We start from the raw sequence: 20,138 nt of genomic DNA on the forward strand, positions 1-20,138 counted from the left end.
TGGTGGCCGGGAACATCGGTCGGCCCATCCGCCGCACCGGCGGCGAGCGCAGCAAGGAGACGTCATGACCACCCATCCGGACCCGGCCCTGCGCGAGCCGCAGGGCGTGGTGCCGCAGGCCGGCCCGACCGACGACTGGGCGCTGGGCGTGGACACCGTTCCCCGGGCCGCCGACTCGCCGGAGGAGCTTCAGCCGTACGCCGAGCTGGGCCTCCGCGACGACGAGTACGACCGGATCCGGCACATCCTCGGCCGCCGGCCCACCCAGGCCGAGCTGGCCATGTACTCGATCATGTGGAGCGAGCACTGCTCCTACAAGTCGAGCAAGGTGCACCTGCGCCAGTTCGGCGAGAAGGCGCCGCCGAGTGACCGGCTGCTCGCCGGCATCGGCGAGAACGCCGGCGTGGTCCAGGTCTCCGACGAGCTGGCGGTGACCTTCAAGGTCGAGTCGCACAACCACCCGAGCTTCGTCGAGCCGTACCAGGGCGCGGCGACCGGCGTCGGCGGCATCGTCCGCGACATCCTCGCCATGGGCGCCCGCCCGGTGGCGGTGATGGACCCGCTGCGCTTCGGCGCGGCCGACCACCCGGACACCGCCCGGGTGCTGCCCGGCGTGGTCGCCGGCGTCGGCGGGTACGGCAACTGCCTGGGCCTGCCCAACATCGGCGGCGAGGTCGTCTTCGACCCCTGCTACCAGGGCAACCCGCTCGTCAACGCGCTCTGCCTGGGCGTCCTGCCGGTCGACCGGCTGCAGAAGAAGGACGCCACCGGCCCCGGCAACATCGTGGTGCTGATGGGCGCCAAGACCGGCCGCGACGGCATCGGCGGCGTGTCGGTGCTCGCCAGCGCCACCTTCGACGAGGGCAGCGAGCAGCGCCGCCCGTCCGTGCAGGTGGGCGACCCCTTCATGGAGAAGCTGCTCATCGAGGCCTGCCTGGAGCTGTACGACGCCGAACTGGTCGTCGGCATCCAGGACCTCGGCGGCGCCGGCCTGACCTGCGCCCTCACCGAGACCGCCGCCTCCGCCGGCACCGGCATGCGGGTCTGGCTGGAGCGCGTGCCGCTGCGCGAGCCGTCGATGGAGCCGCACGAGATCCTGGCCAGCGAGTCCCAGGAGCGGATGCTGCTCGTCGTCTCGCCGGACAAGCTCGACGCCGTGCTGAAGACCGCCGAGAAGTGGGGCGTCTGGGCCACCGCCATCGGCGAGGTCACCGCGCCGTCGGCGGACGGCCAGCCGGGCCGCCTGGTCATCACCTGGCGCGACCAGCTCGTGGTGGACGTGCCGCCGGGCTCGCTCGTCGACGACGGCCCGGTGTACGCCCGGCCGATGCGCGAGCCGGCCGACCTGATCCTGCTCCAGGCCGACCGCGCCGAGACACTGCCCCGGCCGAGCACCCCGGAGGCGCTCCGGGAGACCGTGCTGCGCATGATCGCGTCGCCGAACCTGGCCGACAAGACCTGGGTGACCGAGCAGTACGACAGGTACGTGCTCGGCAACACCGTGCTCGCCCAGCCGGAGGACTCCGGCGTGATCCGGATCGACGAGCGCAGCGGCCTCGGTGTCGCGCTCTCGGTCGACGGCAACGGCCGGTACGCCCGCCTCGACCCGTACCACGGGACGAAGCTGGCGCTGGCCGAGGCGTACCGGAACGTGGCGGTGACCGGCGCGAAGCCGATCGCGGTGACCAACTGCCTGAACTTCGGCTCGCCGGAGGACCCGGGCGTGATGTGGCAGTTCGCCGAGGCCGTGCGCGGCCTGGCGGACGGCTGCCTGGAGCTGGGCATCCCGGTGACCGGCGGCAACGTCAGCTTCTACAACCAGACCGGCGCCGCCGCCATCCACCCGACCCCGGTGGTCGGCGTGCTGGGTGTGCTCGACGACGTCGCCGACCGGGTGCCGATGGGCTTCGTGCCGCGTCCGGCCGGCGACCACGACCAGCTGTTCCTGCTGGGCGAGACGCACGTCGAGCTGTCCGGCTCGGAGTGGGCCTGGGTGACGCACGAGCACCTGGGCGGCATCCCGCCGCAGGTCGACCTGGCCCGTGAGCGGCAGCTCGCCGAGCTGATGGCCGAGGCGGCCCGGGTCGGGCACCTCAGCTCCGCGCACGACCTGTCCGACGGCGGTCTGGCGCAGAGCCTCGTCGAGTCGGCCCTGCGCCGTGGCGTGGGCGCCCGGGTCGTGGTGCCGGAGCACTTCGCCGGTGGCTCGATGCCGTTCGTCTTCCTGTTCAGCGAGTCCGCCGGCCGCGTGCTGGTGTCGGTGCCGCGCGGCCACGAGAAGGCGTTCACCGCCCTGTGCGCCGAGCGCGGCGTGCCGTGGGAGTTCATCGGCGTCACCGACCCGGCCTCCGGCGCGCTGGAGGTGCACGGCCAGTTCCGGATCGGCCTGGACGAGCTGCGCGAGGCGCACACCGGGACGCTCCCGCGCCTGTTCGGCGCCGCCGAGGCGGCCCGGGTGGAGGTGGAGGCGACCCGTACCGGGACCACCACTGTGCTTCCGGCCACCGCCGAGCAGCCGGTCGGCGTGGACCCGGCCGCTGTCGCCGCCGAGCCGATCGCCAAGGCCGGCCGGGACACCCCGGCGGCCGACGCCGAGGCGTCCGCACCCGCCGCCGCGACGGAGCCCGAGGCGCCCGCTGCGGCGTCCGACGAGGCCGAGCCGGCCGACGGTACGGCGACGCCGGCAGTCGACGGAACCCCGGCCCAGGACGAGTCGGCGCCCGCCGACGGGTCCGACGGTCCGGCTCCCGGTGAGCCGGCGCCGGGTCAGCGCTGAGGCGCTGGCCTTGGCCGTCTTCGCCCAACCCGGCTCCGGTGCCCGGTTCGACTGGGGACTGACCGGGGCGGCGGAACTCGGCCGGGTCTGTGCCGCCCTGGTGGTGGTGGACGTGTTGTCGTTCACCACCGCCGTGGAGGTGGCGGTCAGCCGCGGCATGCGGGTGCACCCGTTCCCGTGGGGTGAGCAGGCCGCCGACTACGCGCGCCGGGTGGGGGCCGTGGCCGCCGTGGGCCGCCGGGAGACGACGGCGGAGCACCAGTGGTCGCTGTCCCCGGCGGCGCTGCGGGCCGCGCCGGTCGTCGCCGACCTGGTGCTGCCGTCACCGAACGGCTCGGCGATCAGCGCCGCCGCCAGCGCCACCGGAGTGCCGGTGGTCGCGGCGTGCCTGCGCAACGCACCCGCCGTCGGGCGCTGGCTCCTGGCCGAGGGGTACGGCTCGAAGGACGCCCCGGTGGGCGTGGTGGCTGCCGGGGAACGCTGGCCCGACGGATCGCTCCGGCCGTGCGTGGAGGACCAGCTCGGGGCGGCCTGCGTGCTCGACGCGCTCGCCGGGGTGCCGGGCGGGCTCTCGGTGGAGGCCGCGATGGCGCTCGCCGCGCTGGCGAGCACGCCGGACGTACCGGCGGCGGTCCGGGGCTGCGTCTCCGGGCGGGAACTCGCCGAGGGCGGCTTCGTCGAGGACGTCACGGTGGCGACCGAGGTGGGCGTCTCCGACGTGGTGCCGGTGCTCCGCCAGGGCTACTTCGCCCCCGCCTGAGCACCGCTTCCGCTCGCGTCCTGCGGGGTTCGCTGATGACTGTGGCCGCCCGCTGTTCGCGGGCGGCCACAGTTCTCACGTCTGGTGCCTGTCAGTCGTCCAGCCAGTCGAGGCGTCGTCCGCTCCGGTCCGCCTGACCGTCCGGGCGGGCGCGACCCGCCTGCGCCGGGTCGTTGGGGTAGCCGTTGTCGTAGCCGCCCCCGCGCTGCTGCGGCGGCTCCTGGCCGTAACCGCCCTGCTGGCCGTAACCACCCTGCGGGGCCTGACCGTAGCCGTCGCCGTACCCGCCGCCCTGCTGGCCGTAGCCGCCGGACTGGTGACCGCCGTCGTAACCGCCACCGGTGTTGCCGTAGCCGCCGGCTGGCGCGTCGCCGTATCCGCCCTGCTGACGAGTGCTGTCGTAACCACCTGTCGCGCTGCTGTCGTAGCCGCCGGCGCCCTTGTCGTAGCCGCCCTGCGACCGGCTGTCGTAGCCGCCGGCGGGGTTGTCGTAGCCGCCCGCGGGCGCGTCGCCGTATCCGCCCTGCTGCCGGGTGCTGTCGTAGCCGCCGGCTGGGGCGTCGCCGTAGCCGGCGGCTGGCGCGTCGCCGTACCCGCCGGTCGGCGCGTCGCCGTAGCCACCGCCCGCTGCGCGACCGCCGCCGTAGGCCGGGGCGTCGCCGTACCCGCCGGTCGGGTTGTCGCCGTAGCCACCGCCCGCAGCGTTGCCGTAGGCGCCGGTGGGCTCGCCGTATCCGCCCTGCTGGCGGGTGCTGTCGTAGCCACCGGCCGCGCCGTAGGCGTCGCCCTGCTCCGCGCCACGGCCGTACGGGGCCGAGCCGGCCTGGTCGTAGCCGCCGCGGTCCTGCTCCGGCTGGTAGGTGCTGGTCGGGTACGGGTCGGCGGCAGGCGCGTACTGGGTGCTGTCACCGGTGTAGCGGCCGGTGGGCTCGTCGAAGCGCTCGTTGCCGTAGCCGCCGCCCTGGGCCGCGTAGCCGGCCGCGCCAGCCGCGGCGCCTGCGGCGTAGTCCGGGTTGCCGTAGCCGGCACCGGAGGACGGGCCGTTGCCGTAGCCGCCGCCCGAGGAGGGCGCGTTGCCGTAGCCGCCCGCGCCGCCGTAACCACCCTGGCCCGCTGCGTCGTCGCCGTAGCCGTAGCCGCCCTGGCCGCCGCCTGCGCCGTACGCCGGGCCGGGCGGTGCGCCGTACGGGTCCGGCGGGACGTCGTCCACGACCGGCCGCTGGAGCATGGTGGGGGCGTCGCTGATCGAGGGGCCGCCGACCATCGTCGCGGCCGGCCCGGCGCCCATGCCGTTCACCACGCGGGTCTGGTCGTCGGTGCCGTGGTAGGCGCCCCGGGCTGCCGGGATCGCACCGGCCGCGCCGGGCCCACCCGGACCGGCCGGCCCCACCGGACCGTCGCCGTCACCGTCGTCGCCCTCGTTCTTGCGGCGCATGTAGAGCAGCACGATGGTGCCCACGCCGACGGCGACGAACAGGCCGCCGAGCAGGATGAGCAGCCAGGAGCCGAAGCCGCCGGAGTCCTCGTTCGCGGCCGGCTGCTGCGCGGCGGGCGCCTCGGCCGACGGGGTGTCGGTCGCCTCCTCGTCGAGCGGCTCCTCGGACGGCGGGGCGGACTCACTCGCCGACGGGGTGGCGCTCGGGCTCGCCGACGCCTTCACCTGGATGCTGAGCCGGATACCGGTCACCGACTGGCCGGCGTTCGCGTTGATCGACCGGGCGACGGGCGAGGCGCCGTCGGTGGAGGCGCCGAGGTCGATCCGGCCGGGCGCGATCGGGTTGGACTCGGAGCCGCTGAAGCTGAAGTTGCCGTTGCCGCTGGTGTTGGTGCGGCGTTCCTTGCCCGCGCTGTCGCGGAGCATGACGAGGGCGCCCTCGATCGGATCGCCGTCGGCGTTCACCACCTTGCCGGACACCGTCTTGACGGTCTGCGGCTGCTGCGGCGCCTCGACCTTGCCCTTGACCGCGAGCTGGAAGTTGCCGGTGGCCGGGTCGGAGTTGTTGGGTCGGACCTGCACCGTGACCGAGGCGTTGGCGTCCTGCGCGTTGTCGTTGGCGCGGATGGTGAGCAGTTGCGTCCGCGGCCTGTTGTTCCCCGGCGGGAAGTTGATCTGACCGCAGCCCGAGGCACAGCTGACGCCGGACGGCAGGCCGGTCAGGCCGATCTCCGCGCTCTCGTCGCCGTCGCCGGGAGTGACCTGGACGCTCACGGTCGCGTCGCTACCGGCGTTGACCGTAATCGATCCCGGGGAGACGCTGACGTTGGCGGCGAAGGCGGGAGCTGCGGGGACGGTGAGCAGGGCGCCGAAGACCAGCGCTACGACCACACCGGCCCGCTGCTTCCAGGCACGTCGGTGTGTTGACACGTCCACCGCCTTCCGGGTCTGATCGCCCCGCCGGCCGTTCGGCCGAGGTTGATCACTCACGGTACGAATAACGCCGTCGGCAACTATGCCTTGTCTGACCGGATCATCTCTACCCAGGGCCGCCGTCGGGCGGCCTTCTGCCGGGTCGTATCGTCCCGTCGTGTCCTCTCCGCACGCTTATTCCGAAGCGGTACTCGCCGCCCTGGCGGCGCTGGACGAGGGGCGTACGCCCGAACGGCCGGTGCTCCGGGAGGCGGTCCGGACCCTCTTGGCTGACCTCGCGGATCGCGCCCCCGGCCGATCGGTGGAGGTGCGCGTACCACCCTACGGTGCGGTCCAGTGCGTGAGTGGTCCACGACACACCCGCGGTACGCCGCCGAACGTGGTGGAGATGGATCCGGCGACCTGGCTGGCGGTCGCCACCGGGCGCCGGGGATGGGCGGAAACGGTCACTGAGGGTCGCATCCGGGTGTCCGGAAATCGGGCTGACCTCTCGCCGTACCTCCCGATTTAGGCGTCAAGCAGCGCAAACCCTGCTCACGCTGAGCGGGTGCTTCGTGACTGTCGGTGTCGACTGCTGGTCGCGTACACTGAGAGCCGACGACGGTCCCGGCCCATGCGTGCGGAGCTGACCCCCTGACTCCGCCAGGCCAGTCCAGACCCCACTGCGAGGGAGCGGCAGGTGCCCCGAGGCGATGGCCGGCTGAGCCACGACCTTGACCCCCAGCGACCCGGCCCACAGGACGCGTGCGGCGTCTTCGGCGTCTGGGCGCCGGGTGAAGAGGTCGCCAACCTCACCTACTTCGGGCTCTACGCCCTCCAGCACCGCGGTCAGGAGGCCGCGGGCATCGCGGTGAGTGACGGCTCCGGTGTCGTGGTCTACAAGGACCTCGGGCTGGTCGCCCAGGTGTTCGACGAGCCGACGCTGGCGAGCCTGCGCGGGCACGTCGCGATCGGGCACGCGCGCTACTCCACCACCGGCGGCTCGACCTGGGAGAACGCCCAGCCGACCATCCGCGCCACGACCGCCGGCACCACCATCGCGCTGGCGCACAACGGCAACCTGGTGAACACCGCCGAGTTGCAGCGCGAGGCCGCCGTGCGGGGGCTCGACTCGGACGGCTCGACGAACGACACCTCGCTGGTCACCATGCTGCTGGCGAGCCGGCCCGACCTGTCGGTCGAGGCGGCCGCGCTGGAGGTGCTGCCGCAGCTGCGCGGCGCGTTCAGCTTCGTCTTCATGGACGAGTCGACGCTCTACGCGGCGCGCGACGCCCACGGCGTACGCCCGCTGGTGCTCGGCCGGCTCGAACGCGGCTGGGTGGTGGCGAGCGAGACCGCCGCGCTGGACATCGTCGGCGCGAGCGTGGTGCGCGAGGTCGAGCCGGGCGAGCTGATCGCCATCGACGAGAACGGGCTGCGGTCCAGCCGGTTCGCCGCGCCCGAGCCCAAGGGCTGCCTCTTCGAGTACGTGTACATCGCCCGGCCGGACGCCACCATCGCCGGCCGCAACGTGCACGCCGCGCGGGTGCAGATCGGCCGCCAGCTCGCCAAGGAGCACCCGGTCGAGGCCGACCTGGTGATCCCGGTGCCGGAGTCCGGCACGCCGGCCGCGATCGGCTACGCCGAGGAATCAGGCATCACCTACGGCCAGGGCCTGATGAAGAACCCGTACGTCGGGCGCACGTTCATCCAGCCCTCGCAGACGCTGCGCGCGCTCGGCGTCCGGCTGAAGCTGAACCCGCTGCGGCAGAACGTACGCGGCAAGCGCCTGGTCGTGGTGGACGACTCGATCGTGCGGGGCACCACCCAGCGGGCGATCGTCCGGCTGCTGCGCGAGGCGGGCGCGCTGGAGGTCCACGTCCGGATCTCCTCGCCGCCGGTGAGCTGGCCCTGTTTCTACGGCATCGACTTCGCCACCCGCGCCGAGCTGCTCGCGAACGGGCTCGACAACGACGGCATCCGGCGGTCCATCGGCGCCGACTCGCTCGGTTACGTATCCCTGCCCGGTCTCATCGCCGCGACCGAGCAGCCGAAGAGCCGGCTCTGCCGGGCGTGCTTCGATGGGGAGTACCCGATCGAACTGCCGGCCGGGAACCTGATCGGCAAGCACGTGCTCGAAGGAGTGGGACGCCGGGTCGCCGCCGAGGCGGCCGGGCCGACCGGTCCGCTCGTCGCCACACCGACCCACCACCCGTAGCACCACCGACGCGGGTCCGGCCGCTCCGGGCTCGCGGGAACCACAAAGGGGAGAACCGTGACGCACGTGTCCGAGCGCAGCGGCGCAGGATCCAGCCCGACGGGCGCCGGCGGCGACCGCCAGCCCTGGTCGGCGGGGTCCAGCCGGACGCAGCGCAAACGCTCGGTCTCGTACGCCGACGCCGGGGTATCGATCGAGGCGGGCGACCGCGCTGTCGAGCTGCTCAAGTCCAAGGTCAAGGAGACCCGGCGTCCCGAGGTCATGGGTGACCTGGGCGGCTTCGCCGGCCTGTTCCGGCTGGACACGAAGAAGTACAAGAACCCGATCCTGGCGTCCTCGACCGACGGCGTGGGCACCAAGCTGGTGATCGCCCAGCAGCTCGACATCCACGACACGGTCGGCATCGACCTGGTCGCCATGGTCGTCGACGACCTGGTGGCCTGCGGCGCCGAGCCGCTGTTCCTGCTGGACTACATCGCCACCGGCGAGGTCGTGCCGGACAAGGTCGCCGAGATCGGCGCCGGCATCGCGGACGGCTGCCGGTACGCCGGCTGCGCGCTGCTGGGTGGCGAGACCGCCGAGCACCCGGGCGTGCTGCGCCCCGACGAGTACGACATCTCGGCCACCGGCGTCGGCGTGGTGGAGGAGAGCGAGATCCTCAGCCCGGACCGGGTCGAGGTGGGCGACGTGGTGATCGCGATGCGCTCGTCCGGCCTGCACTCCAACGGCTACTCCCTGGTCCGGCACGTGCTGCTCGGCGCCGGCCGGATGCGGCTGGACGTGGTGATCGACGACTTCGGCCGCCAGCGGACCCTCGGCGAGGAGCTGCTCACCCCGACCAAGATCTACGCCCAGGACTGCCTCAAGCTGATCGCCGAGGCCGAGGTGCGGGCGCTGGCCCACGTCACCGGCGGCGGCATCCCCGGCAACCTGGTCCGGGTACTGCCCGAGCACGTCGACGCCGTGGTGAACCGCTCCACCTGGAAGCCGCAGCCGATCTTCGACCTGATCCAGTCCAAGGGCCGGATCGAGGACCCGGAGATGGAGGCCACGTTCAACATGGGCGTCGGCATGTTCGCGATCGTCTCCGCCGAGGACGCCGACCGCGCGCTGGCCACCCTGACCGGCCGGGGCGTGGACGCCTGGCAGGCCGGCGAGATCATCGAGGGGTCCGGCAACGTGCAGATGGTCGGACAGCACACCCGAGGCTGATCACCCTGCGCCGATCGGCCGGGCACTTTATCGGGGGTTCACCCGAGCGGTCGCCGCGGCCTAGCCTGGAGGTTCGGTTTTCAGGCAGGCGGGGGAGGTGCTGATGGCCGCGCGCACGCCCGAAGGGATGCGGGGCATCGCCGTCGTCCCGTCGTACGTCGTGATGCAGCCGACGACGCTGTGCAACCTCGACTGCGCCTACTGCTACCTCCCCTTCCGGGCGGTCGACAGGCGGATGCCGGTGGCCGTCGCCGAGGCGGTGGCGGCGTCGGTGAACCCGTGGGCGGTGGGCGGTCGCTTCTCCGTGGTCTGGCACGGGGGCGAGCCGCTCGCTGCCGGCCGGGAGCACCTGGCCGCGCTGTTGGCGCCGTTCGGGCCCGACGTCGAGCACCACGTGCAGACGAACGCCACGCTGATCGACGACGCCTGGTGCGCGTTCTTCGCCGAGCACCGGGTGCGGGTCAGCATCAGCGTGGACGGGCCGCGGGCGCGCAACGGCGAGCGGGTCACCCGGGGCGGGCGGCCGGCGTACGACCGGATCGTGGCGGGTGTGGCGGCGCTGCGCCGCCACGGCCTGCCGTTCTCGGCGCTCGCGGTGGTGTCGCGGCCGGAGCCGGGCCTGGCGACCGAGCTGTACGACTACTTCCTCGACCTGGGCTGCGACGTGCTCGGCGTCAACATCGAGGAGACCGAGGGCGTCAACACCCGGACGAACGCGCGCGACGAGGGCGCGGTCACCGGGTTCTGGGCCGAACTGGTGGCGGCCTGGCGCCGGGATCCCCGGATCCACCTGCGCGAGGTGGAGTGGTCGCTGCGGTACGCGGGCGCGGTGCTGGCCGGCACCGCCGACGACCTGCTGCCGCGCAGCCTCGACCCGATCCCGACGGTCGGGCACGACGGCTCGGTGGTGGTGCTCTCGCCGGAGCTGGCCGGTTTCACCGACCCCCGGTACGGCGACTTCGCCAGCGGGAACGTGCTCACCACACCGCTGGGGGACATCCTCGCCGCCGCGGCCGGTACGCCGTGGGTGGGCGAGTTCCTCACCGGCGTGGAGGCGTGCCGGGCGTCCTGCGCGTACTTCGGGTTCTGCGGTGGTGGACACGCCGCCAACCGTTACTTCGAGCTGGGGCGTTTCGACGGTACGGAGACCGAGCACTGCCGTAACAGCAAGATCCGCCTACTGGAGGGAGTGTTGGAGCATGCCCGAGACCATCAGTGACACCGACCGGGAGGCGGTCGCCGACCGGGTGCGGGACGCCGCTGCGGGGCTTACCGCTCTGCTCCACGAGGCGGAGGCGGCGCGGCTGCTGCGGGCGGAGGTGTCGGGCGGTGACGGCGCCGACGCGGTCTGCGCGTGGAACCACTTCGAGAACATCCCGACGTTCTACAACTGGAACAACCGGCCGCGCTGAGGGGACGGTTCCGCGATCAAGGACCTGCCGGCGCGTCGGAGCGGGGCGCCCCGGAGCGCCGGCAGGTCCCTGATCGTCGGTCGTACGCCGGCTCAGCAGAGCACATGCGTGAGCACGCGGGGGTTACCGCGTGCTCAGATGTGACCGGAGGTCAGCGGGTCGGACGAGCCCAGGTGTCCGGGTCGTCGTCCGCGTGGTCCTCGTCATCGTCGTCGACATACTCTTTGTAGTCGTCGTCGAAGTTGTGCTCAGACTTTCCACTACCCGCCAGTTCGCGCTGCAAGGCGGTTAGGTCGGTGTTCGGGGAGTGGTACTTCAACTCCCGGGCCACCTTCGTCTGCTTGGCCTTAGCACGGCCGCGCCCCATGGCTCGACCCCCTCGCACAGAATGCGGGGCAGCCCGAAGGCGGGCCCCGATGACGTCAGGCATCTCTCGTGGCTCTTACGGTACATGGGGATGCCATCGTTCGGCACCTCGGGTCACCGTCGACCGGACCTGCGCGTCGCGGTGGTCCAGCCGTCACAAAGTGTACCGGGTAAGGGGTAAGCCCCGGGGCTGGCCGTGACACCGGACATACCGGTACGAACAAGCCCGAGGATCAGCTTAACGCGCACCGCCTCCGGGGGAGGAGCGTCGCCCCGCCCCCGGAGGTGAGCTTCACCGCAGATGGATCGTCCGCAGCCGGCCGACCTCGGCCATCCGCCGCTCGGCGAGCCGGTCCGCGGCGACCGCCGGCGGCACGCCCTCGTCGTCGGCGAGCTGGAGGATCTGCCGGGTGGTGTCGAAGATCCGGGTCGCGCGCAGCTTGGCGCGGTCGAAGTTGAAGCCCTCGATCTCGTCGGCCACCTGGATCACGCCACCGGCGTTCACCACGTAGTCGGGCGTGTAGAGGATGCCCCGGTCGGCGAGCACCTTCTCGATGCCCGGGTGGGCGAGCTGGTTGTTCGCCGCCCCGGTGACCACCTTCGCCCGCAGCACCGGCACGGTGTCGTCGTTCAGCGCGCCGCCGAGCGCGCACGGGGCGTACACGTCGATGTCGGAGGCGACGAGCGCCGCGGTGTCGTCGACCAGGGTGACCTGCGGGTGGGTGGTGCGCGCCCATTCCAGGGCGCGCGGGCTGACGTCGGTCGCCACGACCTCGGCGCCGTCGTCGAGCAGGTGGGCGGTCAGGTACTTGCCGACCTTGCCCAGCCCGGCCACGCCGACCCGGCGGCCGGCCAGCGTCGGGCTGCCCCAGACGTGCTCGGCGGCGGCCCGCATGCCCTGGAACACGCCCCAGGCGGTGAGGATCGAGGAGTCGCCCGCGCCGCCGTGCTCCACGCTGCGGCCGGTCACGTAGCGGGTCTCCCGGGCGATCACGTCCATGTCCGCCACGTAGGTGCCCACGTCGCAGGCGGTGTAGTAGCGGCCGTTGAGCGACTCGACGAAGCGGCCGTACGCGCGCAGCAGCGCCTCGCTCTTGATCTGGTCGGGGTCACCCCAGATGACCGCCTTGCCGCCACCGAGGTCGAGGTTCGCCAGGGCGTTCTTGTAGGCCATGCCGCGCGAGAGGTCGAGCACGTCGGCGAGGGCCTCGGCCTCGCTGGCGTACGGGTAGAACCGGGTGCCGCCGAGCGCGGGGCCCAGCGCGGTCGAGTAGATCCCGATGATCGCCTTCAGGCCGGACTGCTTGTCCTGGCAGAACACGACCTGCTCATGCCCCGTGGAGACGGGGTCGTCGGTACTGGCGAATACGCCCATGGCTGACTCCTGTGTCGGTGTGCGCCCTTGTGGGGCGCGGAACCCGGGTGGCACGCCGGCGGGATGCTGCCGGTGTCGTAGAGCCTAATATCGGCCCGAACCGTACTGTCGCGCATGTCACGCCACGGGCCCGAGGGCGGCGACGGGCGGTCCCGTCTCGTGGGAGGATCGCGCCGTGCCGTCGCTCTTCGCTTCATACCTGCGCGTGTACGAGCCGCTCACCGCCTTCGACCGGGACCGGCAGTCGTACTGGCGCCGGTACGTCAGCGAGGGCCGTGCGATCGCTCCGCTGGAGGGGCCGGTACGGCAGCGGACCGCGGTGATCGAGGCGCTCGGCGCCGGCTGGACCCGGCTGCCCGACCTGCCCGACGAGGCGTACGTCCTGGAGTCCGACGACGCCCTGCTGGTCTGCCCGTGGAACCTGCGTATCCGGGTCGCCGAGGCGGCGCTGAGCGCCCGCGACGGCGTGCCCTCGGTGCTTGCCGACGCGTTCGTGCCGCCGGTGCTCGCCGGCCAGGCCAAGGCCGTGGTGGAGGACTGGCGCAGCGGCGCCCGGGTGCTGGAGCACGGGGTGCCCCGGGTGCACGAGCAGATCGCCACCTGGGGCGTGCCGCTGCGCTGGTTCGTGCTGTTCGAGGCCGGCGAGCGGCACCTGGTCACCGATCCGGGCCGGCGGGCGCTGCGCTACCGCACCGAGATCTCCAAGGCGCGCCGCCGCGCGTCCCGGGCGCTGTCGGTGCTGCGCAAGTCGATCGGCGAGGCACCGATCACCGAGGCGGTCGAGGAGGCGGCCCGGTGGCTGGAGGAGTTCCACCCGCGTTCGGTGGTCGAACTGGACTACGGCGGCCTGGTGCAACTGCTGCCGGACGAGACGCTCGAAGCCGACGACTCGACCGATCTGGTGGCCGCCGGACTGTCCGGACTGGGCCGGGGCGAGGCCGAGGAGGCGTCCGCCGCGTACGACAAGCTGGTCGCCCGCTGGCGCGCGGTGCAGCTGCTCGAACGGTGCAACTGACGCCCGGTTTGCCCTGCTAAGTGGCCTTGGACACGAGAGTGTCTCGTAGTTGATGCATCACGAACCGTGATCATGAGTCCTAATAAGGTACTTTCTGCGGCATAAAAGTAGTAAAAATCGGGCATGCTTCATCCGTCCGTCTAGGGACCTTCAGCCGTTCGGCCCATGTCGGACATCGGGGACTAGCCGGACCATGGGAGACGCGTCGGCCGGCGGGACCCCGGCCGATGTCTATACATGTGGAGGAGTGACCCCGATGGCATCGCGAACGCACGAACCTGAGCCGCTACTCACACCGGCCGAGGTGGCGTCGATGTTCCGTGTCGACCCGAAGACGGTGACCCGGTGGGCCAAGGCTGGCAAGCTCAGTGCCATCCGGACCCTCGGCGGTCACCGCCGCTACCGCGAGTCGGAGGTTCGGGCCCTGCTGCAGGGGCAGATCCCCCAGCAGCGCCAGGGAGACTGACGAACCGGCGTTCTCCGGCGTTCCGATCAGGGGCGGTGCCGTCGCGGCGCCGCCCTTAATCGTGTCCGGGCTCAATCGTGTCGGGGGCCGGTCAGTCCAGCACGATCCGCAGCCCCACCGTGCCGCGCTCACCCCGGCGCAGCCGGCTGCCGAGCAGGCTCAACCGCCCGATCAGCCGGTACTTCCGCTTGAGCAGCGTCCGTACCCGGTTCGTGCTCTCCGGGTCGGCGATCGTGGCGTGACCCGGCACCGCCTCACCGTGCGGCCGGCCCCGCACGTCGCACGGCGCCACAGTGACCCGGCCGTCGCGCCGGATGCGCTTCACCTTGCCGGAGTCGGCCACCGTCCAGACCGCGAGCCCGTCGCCGTCGCGTACCGCCCACACCGGAGTCGGCACCGCCCGGCCGTCCTTGCGGAACGTGGTGAGCAGGACGTACTTCTCCGCAGCCAGGCGGTCCAGGTCGGTCACGCCGCCAAGGATACGGCGGTCAGGGTGCCGCCGACCGCCGGATAGCGTGCTCTCATGACCGGGGAACCCGAGATCGGCGACGTGTTCGGCGAGATGATCCGCGACGCGTACGCGGTCGCCACCGGGATCGGCCCGCGCCCGATGGCCGGAGGTCGCCTGCCGCGCCCGGTCATCGAGATCATCGAGCGCGACGACGGGCTGATCAACGGTGCGCCCGCCGGGCACTACCTGGACCCGCCGCAGCGGTGGCAGCCGCACGACCACCGGGCCGTGGACCGGGTACGCGGCCACGTGCTCGACGTCGGCGTCGGCGCCGGCCGGATCGCGCTGCACCTCCAGGAGCGCGGCGTGCCGGTCACCGGGCTGGACACGTCGCTCGGCGCGCTGCGGGTCAGCCGGCACCGGGGCGTACGCGACCTGGTGCACGGCACCGTCGACGAGCACGCCGCCGACGGCCACCGGTACGACACGTTCCTGCTGCTCGGCAACAACCTGGGACTGTTCGAGGGGCGGGAACGCGCCCCGGCGATGCTCGCGGCGCTCGCCGCGCTGGCCCGCCCCGGCGCGCGGGTGATCGCTCACGGCACCGACCCGTACGGCACCACCGACCCGGTGCACACCGCCTACCACGAGCGCAACCGGCAGCGGGGCCGGATCGGCGGGCAACTGCGGCTGCGGCTGCGCTACCGGCTGCTCGGCACCGACTGGTTCGACTACCTGGTCTGCTCGCCGGAGGAGTTCGCCGAGCTGGTCCACGGTTCACCGTGGCGACTGGCCGACGTGGACGACACCGACCACCCCTACTACCTCGCCACGCTGGAGCTGCGGCGTTAGGAAGGGCCCCTCTCAAGCGCCTGGGCGTCAAGAAGGGGCCCCTCCGTACATGCTCAGACCTGGACGGTGGGGGTGGTCTGCTCCGGGGGCAGCCCGCCGTCGCCGTCGACCACCTCGTCCGGCGTGCCGTCCTCGTCGATGTCCACCATGGTGATGTCCACCTTGCCGTCACCGTCGGTGTCGAACTGGAACAGGTCGGCCTTGCCGTCGCCGTCGGTGTCCACCACCCACACGTCGGTCTTGCCGTCGTTGTTGGTGTCCGCGCGGAGCAGGTCCACCCGCTCGTCGCCGCGGGTCTCGACCGTCTCGGTGTTCTCCGCGCTCTCCGGTGCCTGGCTCATCTCGTTCCTTCCTTCGGCGTTGACGGCCGTCCTTACCCCGTCCGCTCCGCCCCCACGCATCCCGGCGGCCCGGCCCTGCATAGGGTCGCATGCAGGAACGAGCGAGCGGACGGGCCCGGCGGCGGAGACCCCGCGCGCCCCCGCCGCGGCGAGGGGACACCGATGAGTGGTCGTTTTGTGGTCGTCGGGGCCGGCACCATGGGCCTCGGCATCGCGTACGTGGCGGCCGGCGCCGGGTACGCGGTCGAACTGGTCGAGGTCGACCCGGCCCGGGGCGCCGAGGCCGTGCGCCGGCTCGGCGAGCTGTGGGACCGGGGCGTGCAGCGCGGCAAGCTGACCGAGGAGGCCGCCACCGCCAACCGTGAGCGCGTCACGCTCCGGGCCGGGCTCGCCGAGGTGGCCGAGGGCGCCGACGTGATCGTGGAGGCGGTGCCCGAGCGCCTCGACCTCAAGCGCGCCGTCCTGCGCGAGGCGGAGAGCCGCCGGCCCGCGCTGCTGGGCAGCAACACGTCGAGCATCCCGATCGCCGAACTGGCCGCCGGGCTGGACCGGCCTGCCGACTTCGTCGGGTTGCACTTCTTCAATCCGGTGTGGGCGATGGCGCTGCTCGAGGTCGTGGTCGGCCCGGCCACCGCGCCGGCGACGACCGAGGCGGCCGTCGCGCTCGCCGCCCGGCTGGGCAAGGACCCCGTCGTCGTACGCGACATGCCCGGCTTCGCCACCTCCCGCCTCGGCGTCACGCTCGGCCTGGAGGCGATCCGGATGGTGGCCGACGAGGTGGCCAGCCCGGCTGACATCGACAAGGCGATGGTGCTCGGCTACCGGCACCCGATCGGCCCGCTGGAGCTGACCGACCTGGTCGGGCTGGACGTGCGGCTCGACATCGCGCGCACGCTCCAGGCCGCGTACGGCGACCGCTTCGCGCCGCCACCGCTGCTCGTCGAGATGGTGGCCGCCGGAAAGCTGGGCAAGAAGTCGGGGCAGGGCTTCTACACGTGGAAGGACGGTGTGAAGCAGTGAGCGCGAGGAGTGAGCTTGCGAGCCCCGCAGTCGCGGACGAAAGGCCGGCGCAGTGAGCGGGCTGCGGATCGAGGAATTGCCGGACCGGCTCGTGGTCACCCTGGACCGGCCGGAGAAGCGCAACGCCATCGACGCCGACCTGGTGGGCGAGCTGCACGCGGTCTGCGCCGACCTGGAGGCGCGTCCCCGGCTGCTGCTGCTCACCGGCGGGACGGCGGGCGTCTTCGCCGGGGGCGCCGACATCGCCCAGCTCCGCGAGCGCGGCCGGCTGGACGCGCTGGCCGCCATCAACCAGGGCGTCTTCGCCCGCATCCGGGCACTGCCGATGCCCACTGTGGCGGCAGTCGACGGGCCGGCGCTGGGCGGCGGCGCCGAGCTGGCGTACGCCTGCGATCTCCGGGTGTGCACGGACCGCGCGGTGTTCGGCCAGCCCGAGGTGCGGCTGGGCATCCTGGCCGGCGCGGGCGCGACCTACCGGCTGCCGGCGCTCATCGGTGAGGCGCGGGCCAAGGAGCTGCTGTTCACCGGCCGGCGGGTGGACGCCGAGGAGGCGCTGCGGATCGGGCTGGTGAACGGGGTGGTGGCCGACCCGGAGGAGCTGCTGCCCACCGCGCACGGCCTGCTCGACGAGATGGCGAAGGGTTCCGCGCTCGCGCTGCGGCTGACCAAGATGGCGGTGGACGCCCCGGCGGCCGCGCACCCGCAGCTCGACCTGCTGAGCCAGGCGGTGCTCTTCGAGGACGAGGAGAAGCACCGGCGGATGACCGAGTTCCTGGACCGGCGCCGGTCCCGCTGAGCCCCGGAGAGACGACGAGGGCCGCACCGGTGTCCCGGTGCGGCCCTTCGCGTCGGTACGCGTCAGTGCTTGATGTCGACTCCCGCGTCGTCCAGCGCGGTGATCGCCGGCGCGGACTCGGCGAAGCCGATGAGCAGCAGCGCCTCCGGGCCGAACGCCTTGATCTCCTTGGCGGTGCCGCTGAAGTCGACGGGCGTCTTCGGGTCGGCCGGCGGCTCGTAGGTCAGCAGCTTGATCCGGTCCGCGCCGATCCCGGCCTTCTCCAGCTCCGAGCGGACGTTCTCCTGGAGGCCCTCGCCGTACGAGTCCTTACGGGCCAGGATCGCGATCTTGCGCGGCCCGTCCCGGAGCATCACGTCGGCCAGCGCGCGGCCCTGGAGGCTGTCCGGCGGGGCGGTACGGAAATAGAGGCCCTTGTCGTCCACAGCGCTCAGGCCCGCGTCGGTGTTCGACGGGGAGAACAGGATCCGCCCGGCGGCCACCACGTCCGGCAGCACGGCCCGGGAGATGCCGGAGCCGCCCGCGCCGATGATGACCTGGACGCCCTTGCTGACGTGCGAGGCGACGGTGGCCTTGGCGACCTCCGGGTTGGTGCCGTCGTCGCCCTCGATCCACTTCACCGGCTCGCCGAGCACACCACCGGCGGCGTTGACCTCACGGATCGCGAGCGCCGCGCCGGCCGCCAGCGGCGGGTTCGCCAGCGCCAGGTCACCGGTCTTCGGCAGCAGCCCGCCGAGGACCAGCGGGGCGTCCTTCGCCTTCCCGTCGCGCAGCTTGCGCCCACGCGGCGGGGCCTTCGTGCTCGCCCCCGACTCCTCACCGGCGCCGACGAACTCGGTCTTGCTGTCGTCGATCTTCTGGTTGTCGAAGTGCATGGTGCCGTAGCTCGCGGTGGCCGGCTCGCCGGTGTCGGTGAACCCGGCGCGGGTCAGCGACACACCCCGGTACTCGATGTCCCGGCCCGCGCGGGCGAGCTCCAGGCAGGCCGCCACGTCGTCGCACCGTTCCCCGCCCGTGGTCACCCCGACGATCTGCTTGGCGATCTCGGCCGGAGCGGTGGTGCCGGCGAGCTGGGCGGCCAGCGCACTGATCACCACCGCGTCGTACGACTCGGCGGAGTAGAGGAAGTCACCCAGCTTCGGGTCTACGGCGAGTAGTCGCTCCTTGAAGCTCTCGGCCAGCGGAGTGAGGGGCGTGGTGCCCTTCATTCCGTTCACCAGGTCCGCCCGGTCCTTGAGTTCCGCGGCGTACGAATTGAGCATGTTGCCGTCGGTGCCGTAGAGGCGTACCTGGGTGGCAGGCGTTTCCTCCGGCTCGTCGCTCCCGCAGGCGCTCGTGGCGAGCAGAAGCGCCGCGCAGGCCATGGACAGGGCCGCGCGCGACGTGCGTGTTCTCAGCATGGTCGTCCTTCCTCCGGCGAAGGTCCGCTGCGCACCTTAGCGTGCTCACGCGGCATGCGGGACTGTGGAGTCGGCTGCGTCGGCACCCCGACTGCGGGTATCACTCTGCGTGGTCGACGAGCCGTTTCCGGGTCACCGCTTGACCCCCGGCGATACTGTTCCGCGGGTGAACGACGAAGCACAGCAGACGCTCGACGACGCGACCGCCGTGCTCCGTTCCGCCCTCGCCGGGGACGGCGCCGGCGTGGTGGGCACGTTCGACGCGGTGGTGGACCGCTCCGGCCTCGCCGGGGCGTACGGAGTGGCGTGGTGCCTCGCCGCCACCATGCTCGGCGACGACGCCCCGGCCGGTGGCGCCGCCCTCGACTTCCCCGGCATCGACCAGGCCGACTACGACACCCGCTGGGTGGCCCGTTTCGTCAGCGCGTGCGCCAACGACGACGCGGACACCGGCGAGGCGCTGTTCGGGGCGGCCGCCGCCGACGGCCTGCTGCCCGACTGCCTGCTCACCCTCGCCGGGTCGACCATCGCCACGCTGCGCAGCCGCTCGGACTGAGCCCGGCGCGCGGCCCGGCACCCCGGCTGTGGTAGCTCTGGGTGCATGTCCGAGGCGATGCTCAGCAAGGTGCGCAAGCTCCTCGCCCAGGCGGAGGACCCGGCCTGCACACCCGCCGAGTCGGCCGCCTTCATGGCGAAGGCCACCGAGCTGATCGCCCGCTACGGCGTCGACCGGGCGCTGCTCGCCGCCCGCGACCCGGCCGTCGACCCGGTCGGTGACCGGACCGTCGAGGTGATCGCGCCGTACGCGCGGGACAAGGCCGGTCTGCTCGCGGCGGTCGCCGAACCGTTGCGGTGCCGATGCGTACGCCGCCGGCAGGGCAACGGTTTCGTCATGCACCTGTTCGGCTTCGCCAGCGACCTGGAACGGGTCGAGCTGCTGTTCACGTCGCTGCTCGTGCAGGCCGCGCACGGGCTCGCCGGTGCTGCCGTACCGGCCGGGGAGCATCCGGCCGCGTTCCGGCGTACCTGGCTGGCCGGGTTCGCGTCAGTCGTCGCGGAACGACTGCGCGCGGCCGAGAGCAAGGCGGTGGCGGAGTCGGGTGGACCCTCGACGGCTCTGGTGCTCGCCGACCGCTCCGATCGGGTCCAGCGCCGGGTCGCCGAGGCGTACCCCCGGTTGCGCACCGCCCCGCGACGGCGGCTGGCAGGCGGTGGTTTCGGTTCCGGCGCGGACGCCGGCCGCCGGGCCGACCTGGGCGGCACCGGCGTGGCCGGCACCGGCGCGACGCCCGGTATCGCCGGCTGAGCGGGCTGCCGCCGGTCGACGTGGG

Annotated in this window: 20 protein-coding genes; 14 read left to right on the forward strand and 6 right to left on the reverse strand. The window is 72.8% G+C overall.

Annotated elements, in window-relative coordinates; genetic code table 11:
* The first annotated feature begins 64 nt into the window (after positions 1-64).
* Both purL and CLT75_RS25170 read left to right on the forward strand, forming a co-directional pair.
* Complete coding sequence (gene purL, locus CLT75_RS25165) at positions 65-2,776, forward strand: phosphoribosylformylglycinamidine synthase subunit PurL (protein ID WP_135242744.1); 2,712 nt, start codon at positions 65-67, stop codon at positions 2,774-2,776.
* Positions 2,777-2,786: 10 nt separating this feature from the next.
* On the forward strand, positions 2,787-3,536 hold the full coding sequence (locus CLT75_RS25170; protein ID WP_135242745.1) for a 2-phosphosulfolactate phosphatase: 750 nt from the start codon (positions 2,787-2,789) through the stop codon (positions 3,534-3,536).
* A 91-nt stretch (positions 3,537-3,627) separates the two neighbouring features.
* Here the strand turns inward: CLT75_RS25170 and CLT75_RS25175 are convergent, their stop codons facing one another.
* Entirely contained in the window at positions 3,628-5,901 is a 2,274-nt protein-coding gene (locus CLT75_RS25175) for a carboxypeptidase-like regulatory domain-containing protein (protein ID WP_135242746.1), read from the reverse strand.
* A 160-nt stretch (positions 5,902-6,061) separates the two neighbouring features.
* Here CLT75_RS25175 and CLT75_RS25180 point away from each other — a divergent pair, with 160 nt between their 5' ends.
* The 5 genes from CLT75_RS25180 to amcA all read left to right on the forward strand — a co-directional run bounded on the left by CLT75_RS25180 (position 6,062) and on the right by amcA (position 10,725).
* The gene (locus CLT75_RS25180) at positions 6,062-6,415 is read left to right on the forward strand and encodes a sterol carrier family protein (RefSeq protein ID WP_135242747.1); all 354 of its coding nucleotides are present in this window, start codon (positions 6,062-6,064) and stop codon (positions 6,413-6,415) included.
* 168 nt (positions 6,416-6,583) lie between these two features.
* A complete protein-coding gene (purF, locus tag CLT75_RS25185) occupies positions 6,584-8,101 on the forward strand; it encodes an amidophosphoribosyltransferase (RefSeq protein WP_135242748.1) in 1,518 nt (505 codons plus the stop codon).
* A gap of 57 nt (positions 8,102-8,158) precedes the next feature.
* Positions 8,159-9,313, forward strand: coding sequence for a phosphoribosylformylglycinamidine cyclo-ligase (gene purM / locus CLT75_RS25190; protein ID WP_135242749.1), 1,155 nt, complete (start codon positions 8,159-8,161; stop codon positions 9,311-9,313).
* 127 nt (positions 9,314-9,440) lie between these two features.
* On the forward strand, positions 9,441-10,532 hold the full coding sequence (gene amcB, locus CLT75_RS25195) for a cyclophane-forming radical SAM peptide maturase AmcB (RefSeq protein WP_209310496.1): 1,092 nt from the start codon (positions 9,441-9,443) through the stop codon (positions 10,530-10,532).
* Complete coding sequence (gene amcA, locus CLT75_RS25200) at positions 10,513-10,725, forward strand: multiple cyclophane-containing RiPP AmcA (RefSeq protein ID WP_135242751.1); 213 nt, start codon at positions 10,513-10,515, stop codon at positions 10,723-10,725. Before amcB ends, amcA begins: the two co-directional genes overlap by 20 nt.
* A 151-nt stretch (positions 10,726-10,876) precedes the next feature.
* Here the strand turns inward: amcA and CLT75_RS25205 are convergent, their stop codons facing one another.
* Both CLT75_RS25205 and CLT75_RS25210 read right to left on the reverse strand, forming a co-directional pair.
* Complete coding sequence (locus CLT75_RS25205; RefSeq protein WP_013283429.1) at positions 10,877-11,092, reverse strand: DUF3073 domain-containing protein; 216 nt, start codon at positions 11,090-11,092, stop codon at positions 10,877-10,879.
* A gap of 291 nt (positions 11,093-11,383) precedes the next feature.
* The gene (locus CLT75_RS25210) at positions 11,384-12,466 is read right to left on the reverse strand and encodes a Glu/Leu/Phe/Val family dehydrogenase (protein ID WP_135242752.1); all 1,083 of its coding nucleotides are present in this window, start codon (positions 12,464-12,466) and stop codon (positions 11,384-11,386) included.
* 175 nt (positions 12,467-12,641) lie between these two features.
* On the opposite strand from CLT75_RS25210, the gene CLT75_RS25215 reads away from it, so the two are divergent.
* Together CLT75_RS25215 and CLT75_RS25220 are read left to right on the forward strand one after the other, a co-directional pair.
* On the forward strand, positions 12,642-13,481 hold the full coding sequence (locus CLT75_RS25215; protein WP_135242753.1) for a DUF8083 family protein: 840 nt from the start codon (positions 12,642-12,644) through the stop codon (positions 13,479-13,481).
* Between the two features lie 256 nt (positions 13,482-13,737).
* Complete coding sequence (locus CLT75_RS25220; protein WP_007073996.1) at positions 13,738-13,947, forward strand: BldC family transcriptional regulator; 210 nt, start codon at positions 13,738-13,740, stop codon at positions 13,945-13,947.
* Between the two features lie 91 nt (positions 13,948-14,038).
* Here the strand turns inward: CLT75_RS25220 and CLT75_RS25225 are convergent, their stop codons facing one another.
* Complete coding sequence (locus tag CLT75_RS25225; RefSeq protein ID WP_135242754.1) at positions 14,039-14,416, reverse strand: PPOX class F420-dependent oxidoreductase; 378 nt, start codon at positions 14,414-14,416, stop codon at positions 14,039-14,041.
* Positions 14,417-14,470: 54 nt separating this feature from the next.
* On the opposite strand from CLT75_RS25225, the gene CLT75_RS25230 reads away from it, so the two are divergent.
* A complete protein-coding gene (locus tag CLT75_RS25230; protein ID WP_135242755.1) occupies positions 14,471-15,250 on the forward strand; it encodes a class I SAM-dependent methyltransferase in 780 nt (259 codons plus the stop codon).
* A gap of 53 nt (positions 15,251-15,303) precedes the next feature.
* Here CLT75_RS25230 and CLT75_RS25235 read toward each other — a convergent pair whose 3' ends face one another.
* Positions 15,304-15,591, reverse strand: coding sequence for a hypothetical protein (locus CLT75_RS25235; RefSeq protein ID WP_043327533.1), 288 nt, complete (start codon positions 15,589-15,591; stop codon positions 15,304-15,306).
* 162 nt (positions 15,592-15,753) lie between these two features.
* On the opposite strand from CLT75_RS25235, the gene CLT75_RS25240 reads away from it, so the two are divergent.
* Together CLT75_RS25240 and CLT75_RS25245 are read left to right on the forward strand one after the other, a co-directional pair.
* Positions 15,754-16,611 carry a 3-hydroxyacyl-CoA dehydrogenase family protein gene (locus CLT75_RS25240; RefSeq protein WP_135242756.1) on the forward strand — a complete coding sequence of 286 codons (858 nt, stop codon included), beginning with the start codon at positions 15,754-15,756 and terminating at the stop codon, positions 16,609-16,611.
* A 52-nt stretch (positions 16,612-16,663) separates the two neighbouring features.
* Positions 16,664-17,407: an enoyl-CoA hydratase/isomerase family protein gene (locus tag CLT75_RS25245; protein ID WP_135242757.1), complete on the forward strand. Its 744-nt coding sequence runs from the start codon at positions 16,664-16,666 to the stop codon at positions 17,405-17,407.
* 62 nt (positions 17,408-17,469) lie between these two features.
* Here CLT75_RS25245 and CLT75_RS25250 read toward each other — a convergent pair whose 3' ends face one another.
* Entirely contained in the window at positions 17,470-18,807 is a 1,338-nt protein-coding gene (locus CLT75_RS25250; protein WP_135242758.1) for an ABC transporter substrate-binding protein, read from the reverse strand.
* 166 nt (positions 18,808-18,973) lie between these two features.
* Between CLT75_RS25250 and CLT75_RS25255 the strand changes: the two genes are divergently transcribed.
* Entirely contained in the window at positions 18,974-19,363 is a 390-nt protein-coding gene (locus tag CLT75_RS25255) for a hypothetical protein (protein ID WP_043327529.1), read from the forward strand.
* 45 nt (positions 19,364-19,408) lie between these two features.
* Positions 19,409-20,113 carry a DUF2786 domain-containing protein gene (locus CLT75_RS25260; protein WP_135242759.1) on the forward strand — a complete coding sequence of 235 codons (705 nt, stop codon included), beginning with the start codon at positions 19,409-19,411 and terminating at the stop codon, positions 20,111-20,113.
* Positions 20,114-20,138: the final 25 nt, after the last annotated feature.

This window comes from Micromonospora sp. CNZ285, from assembly GCF_004637285.1.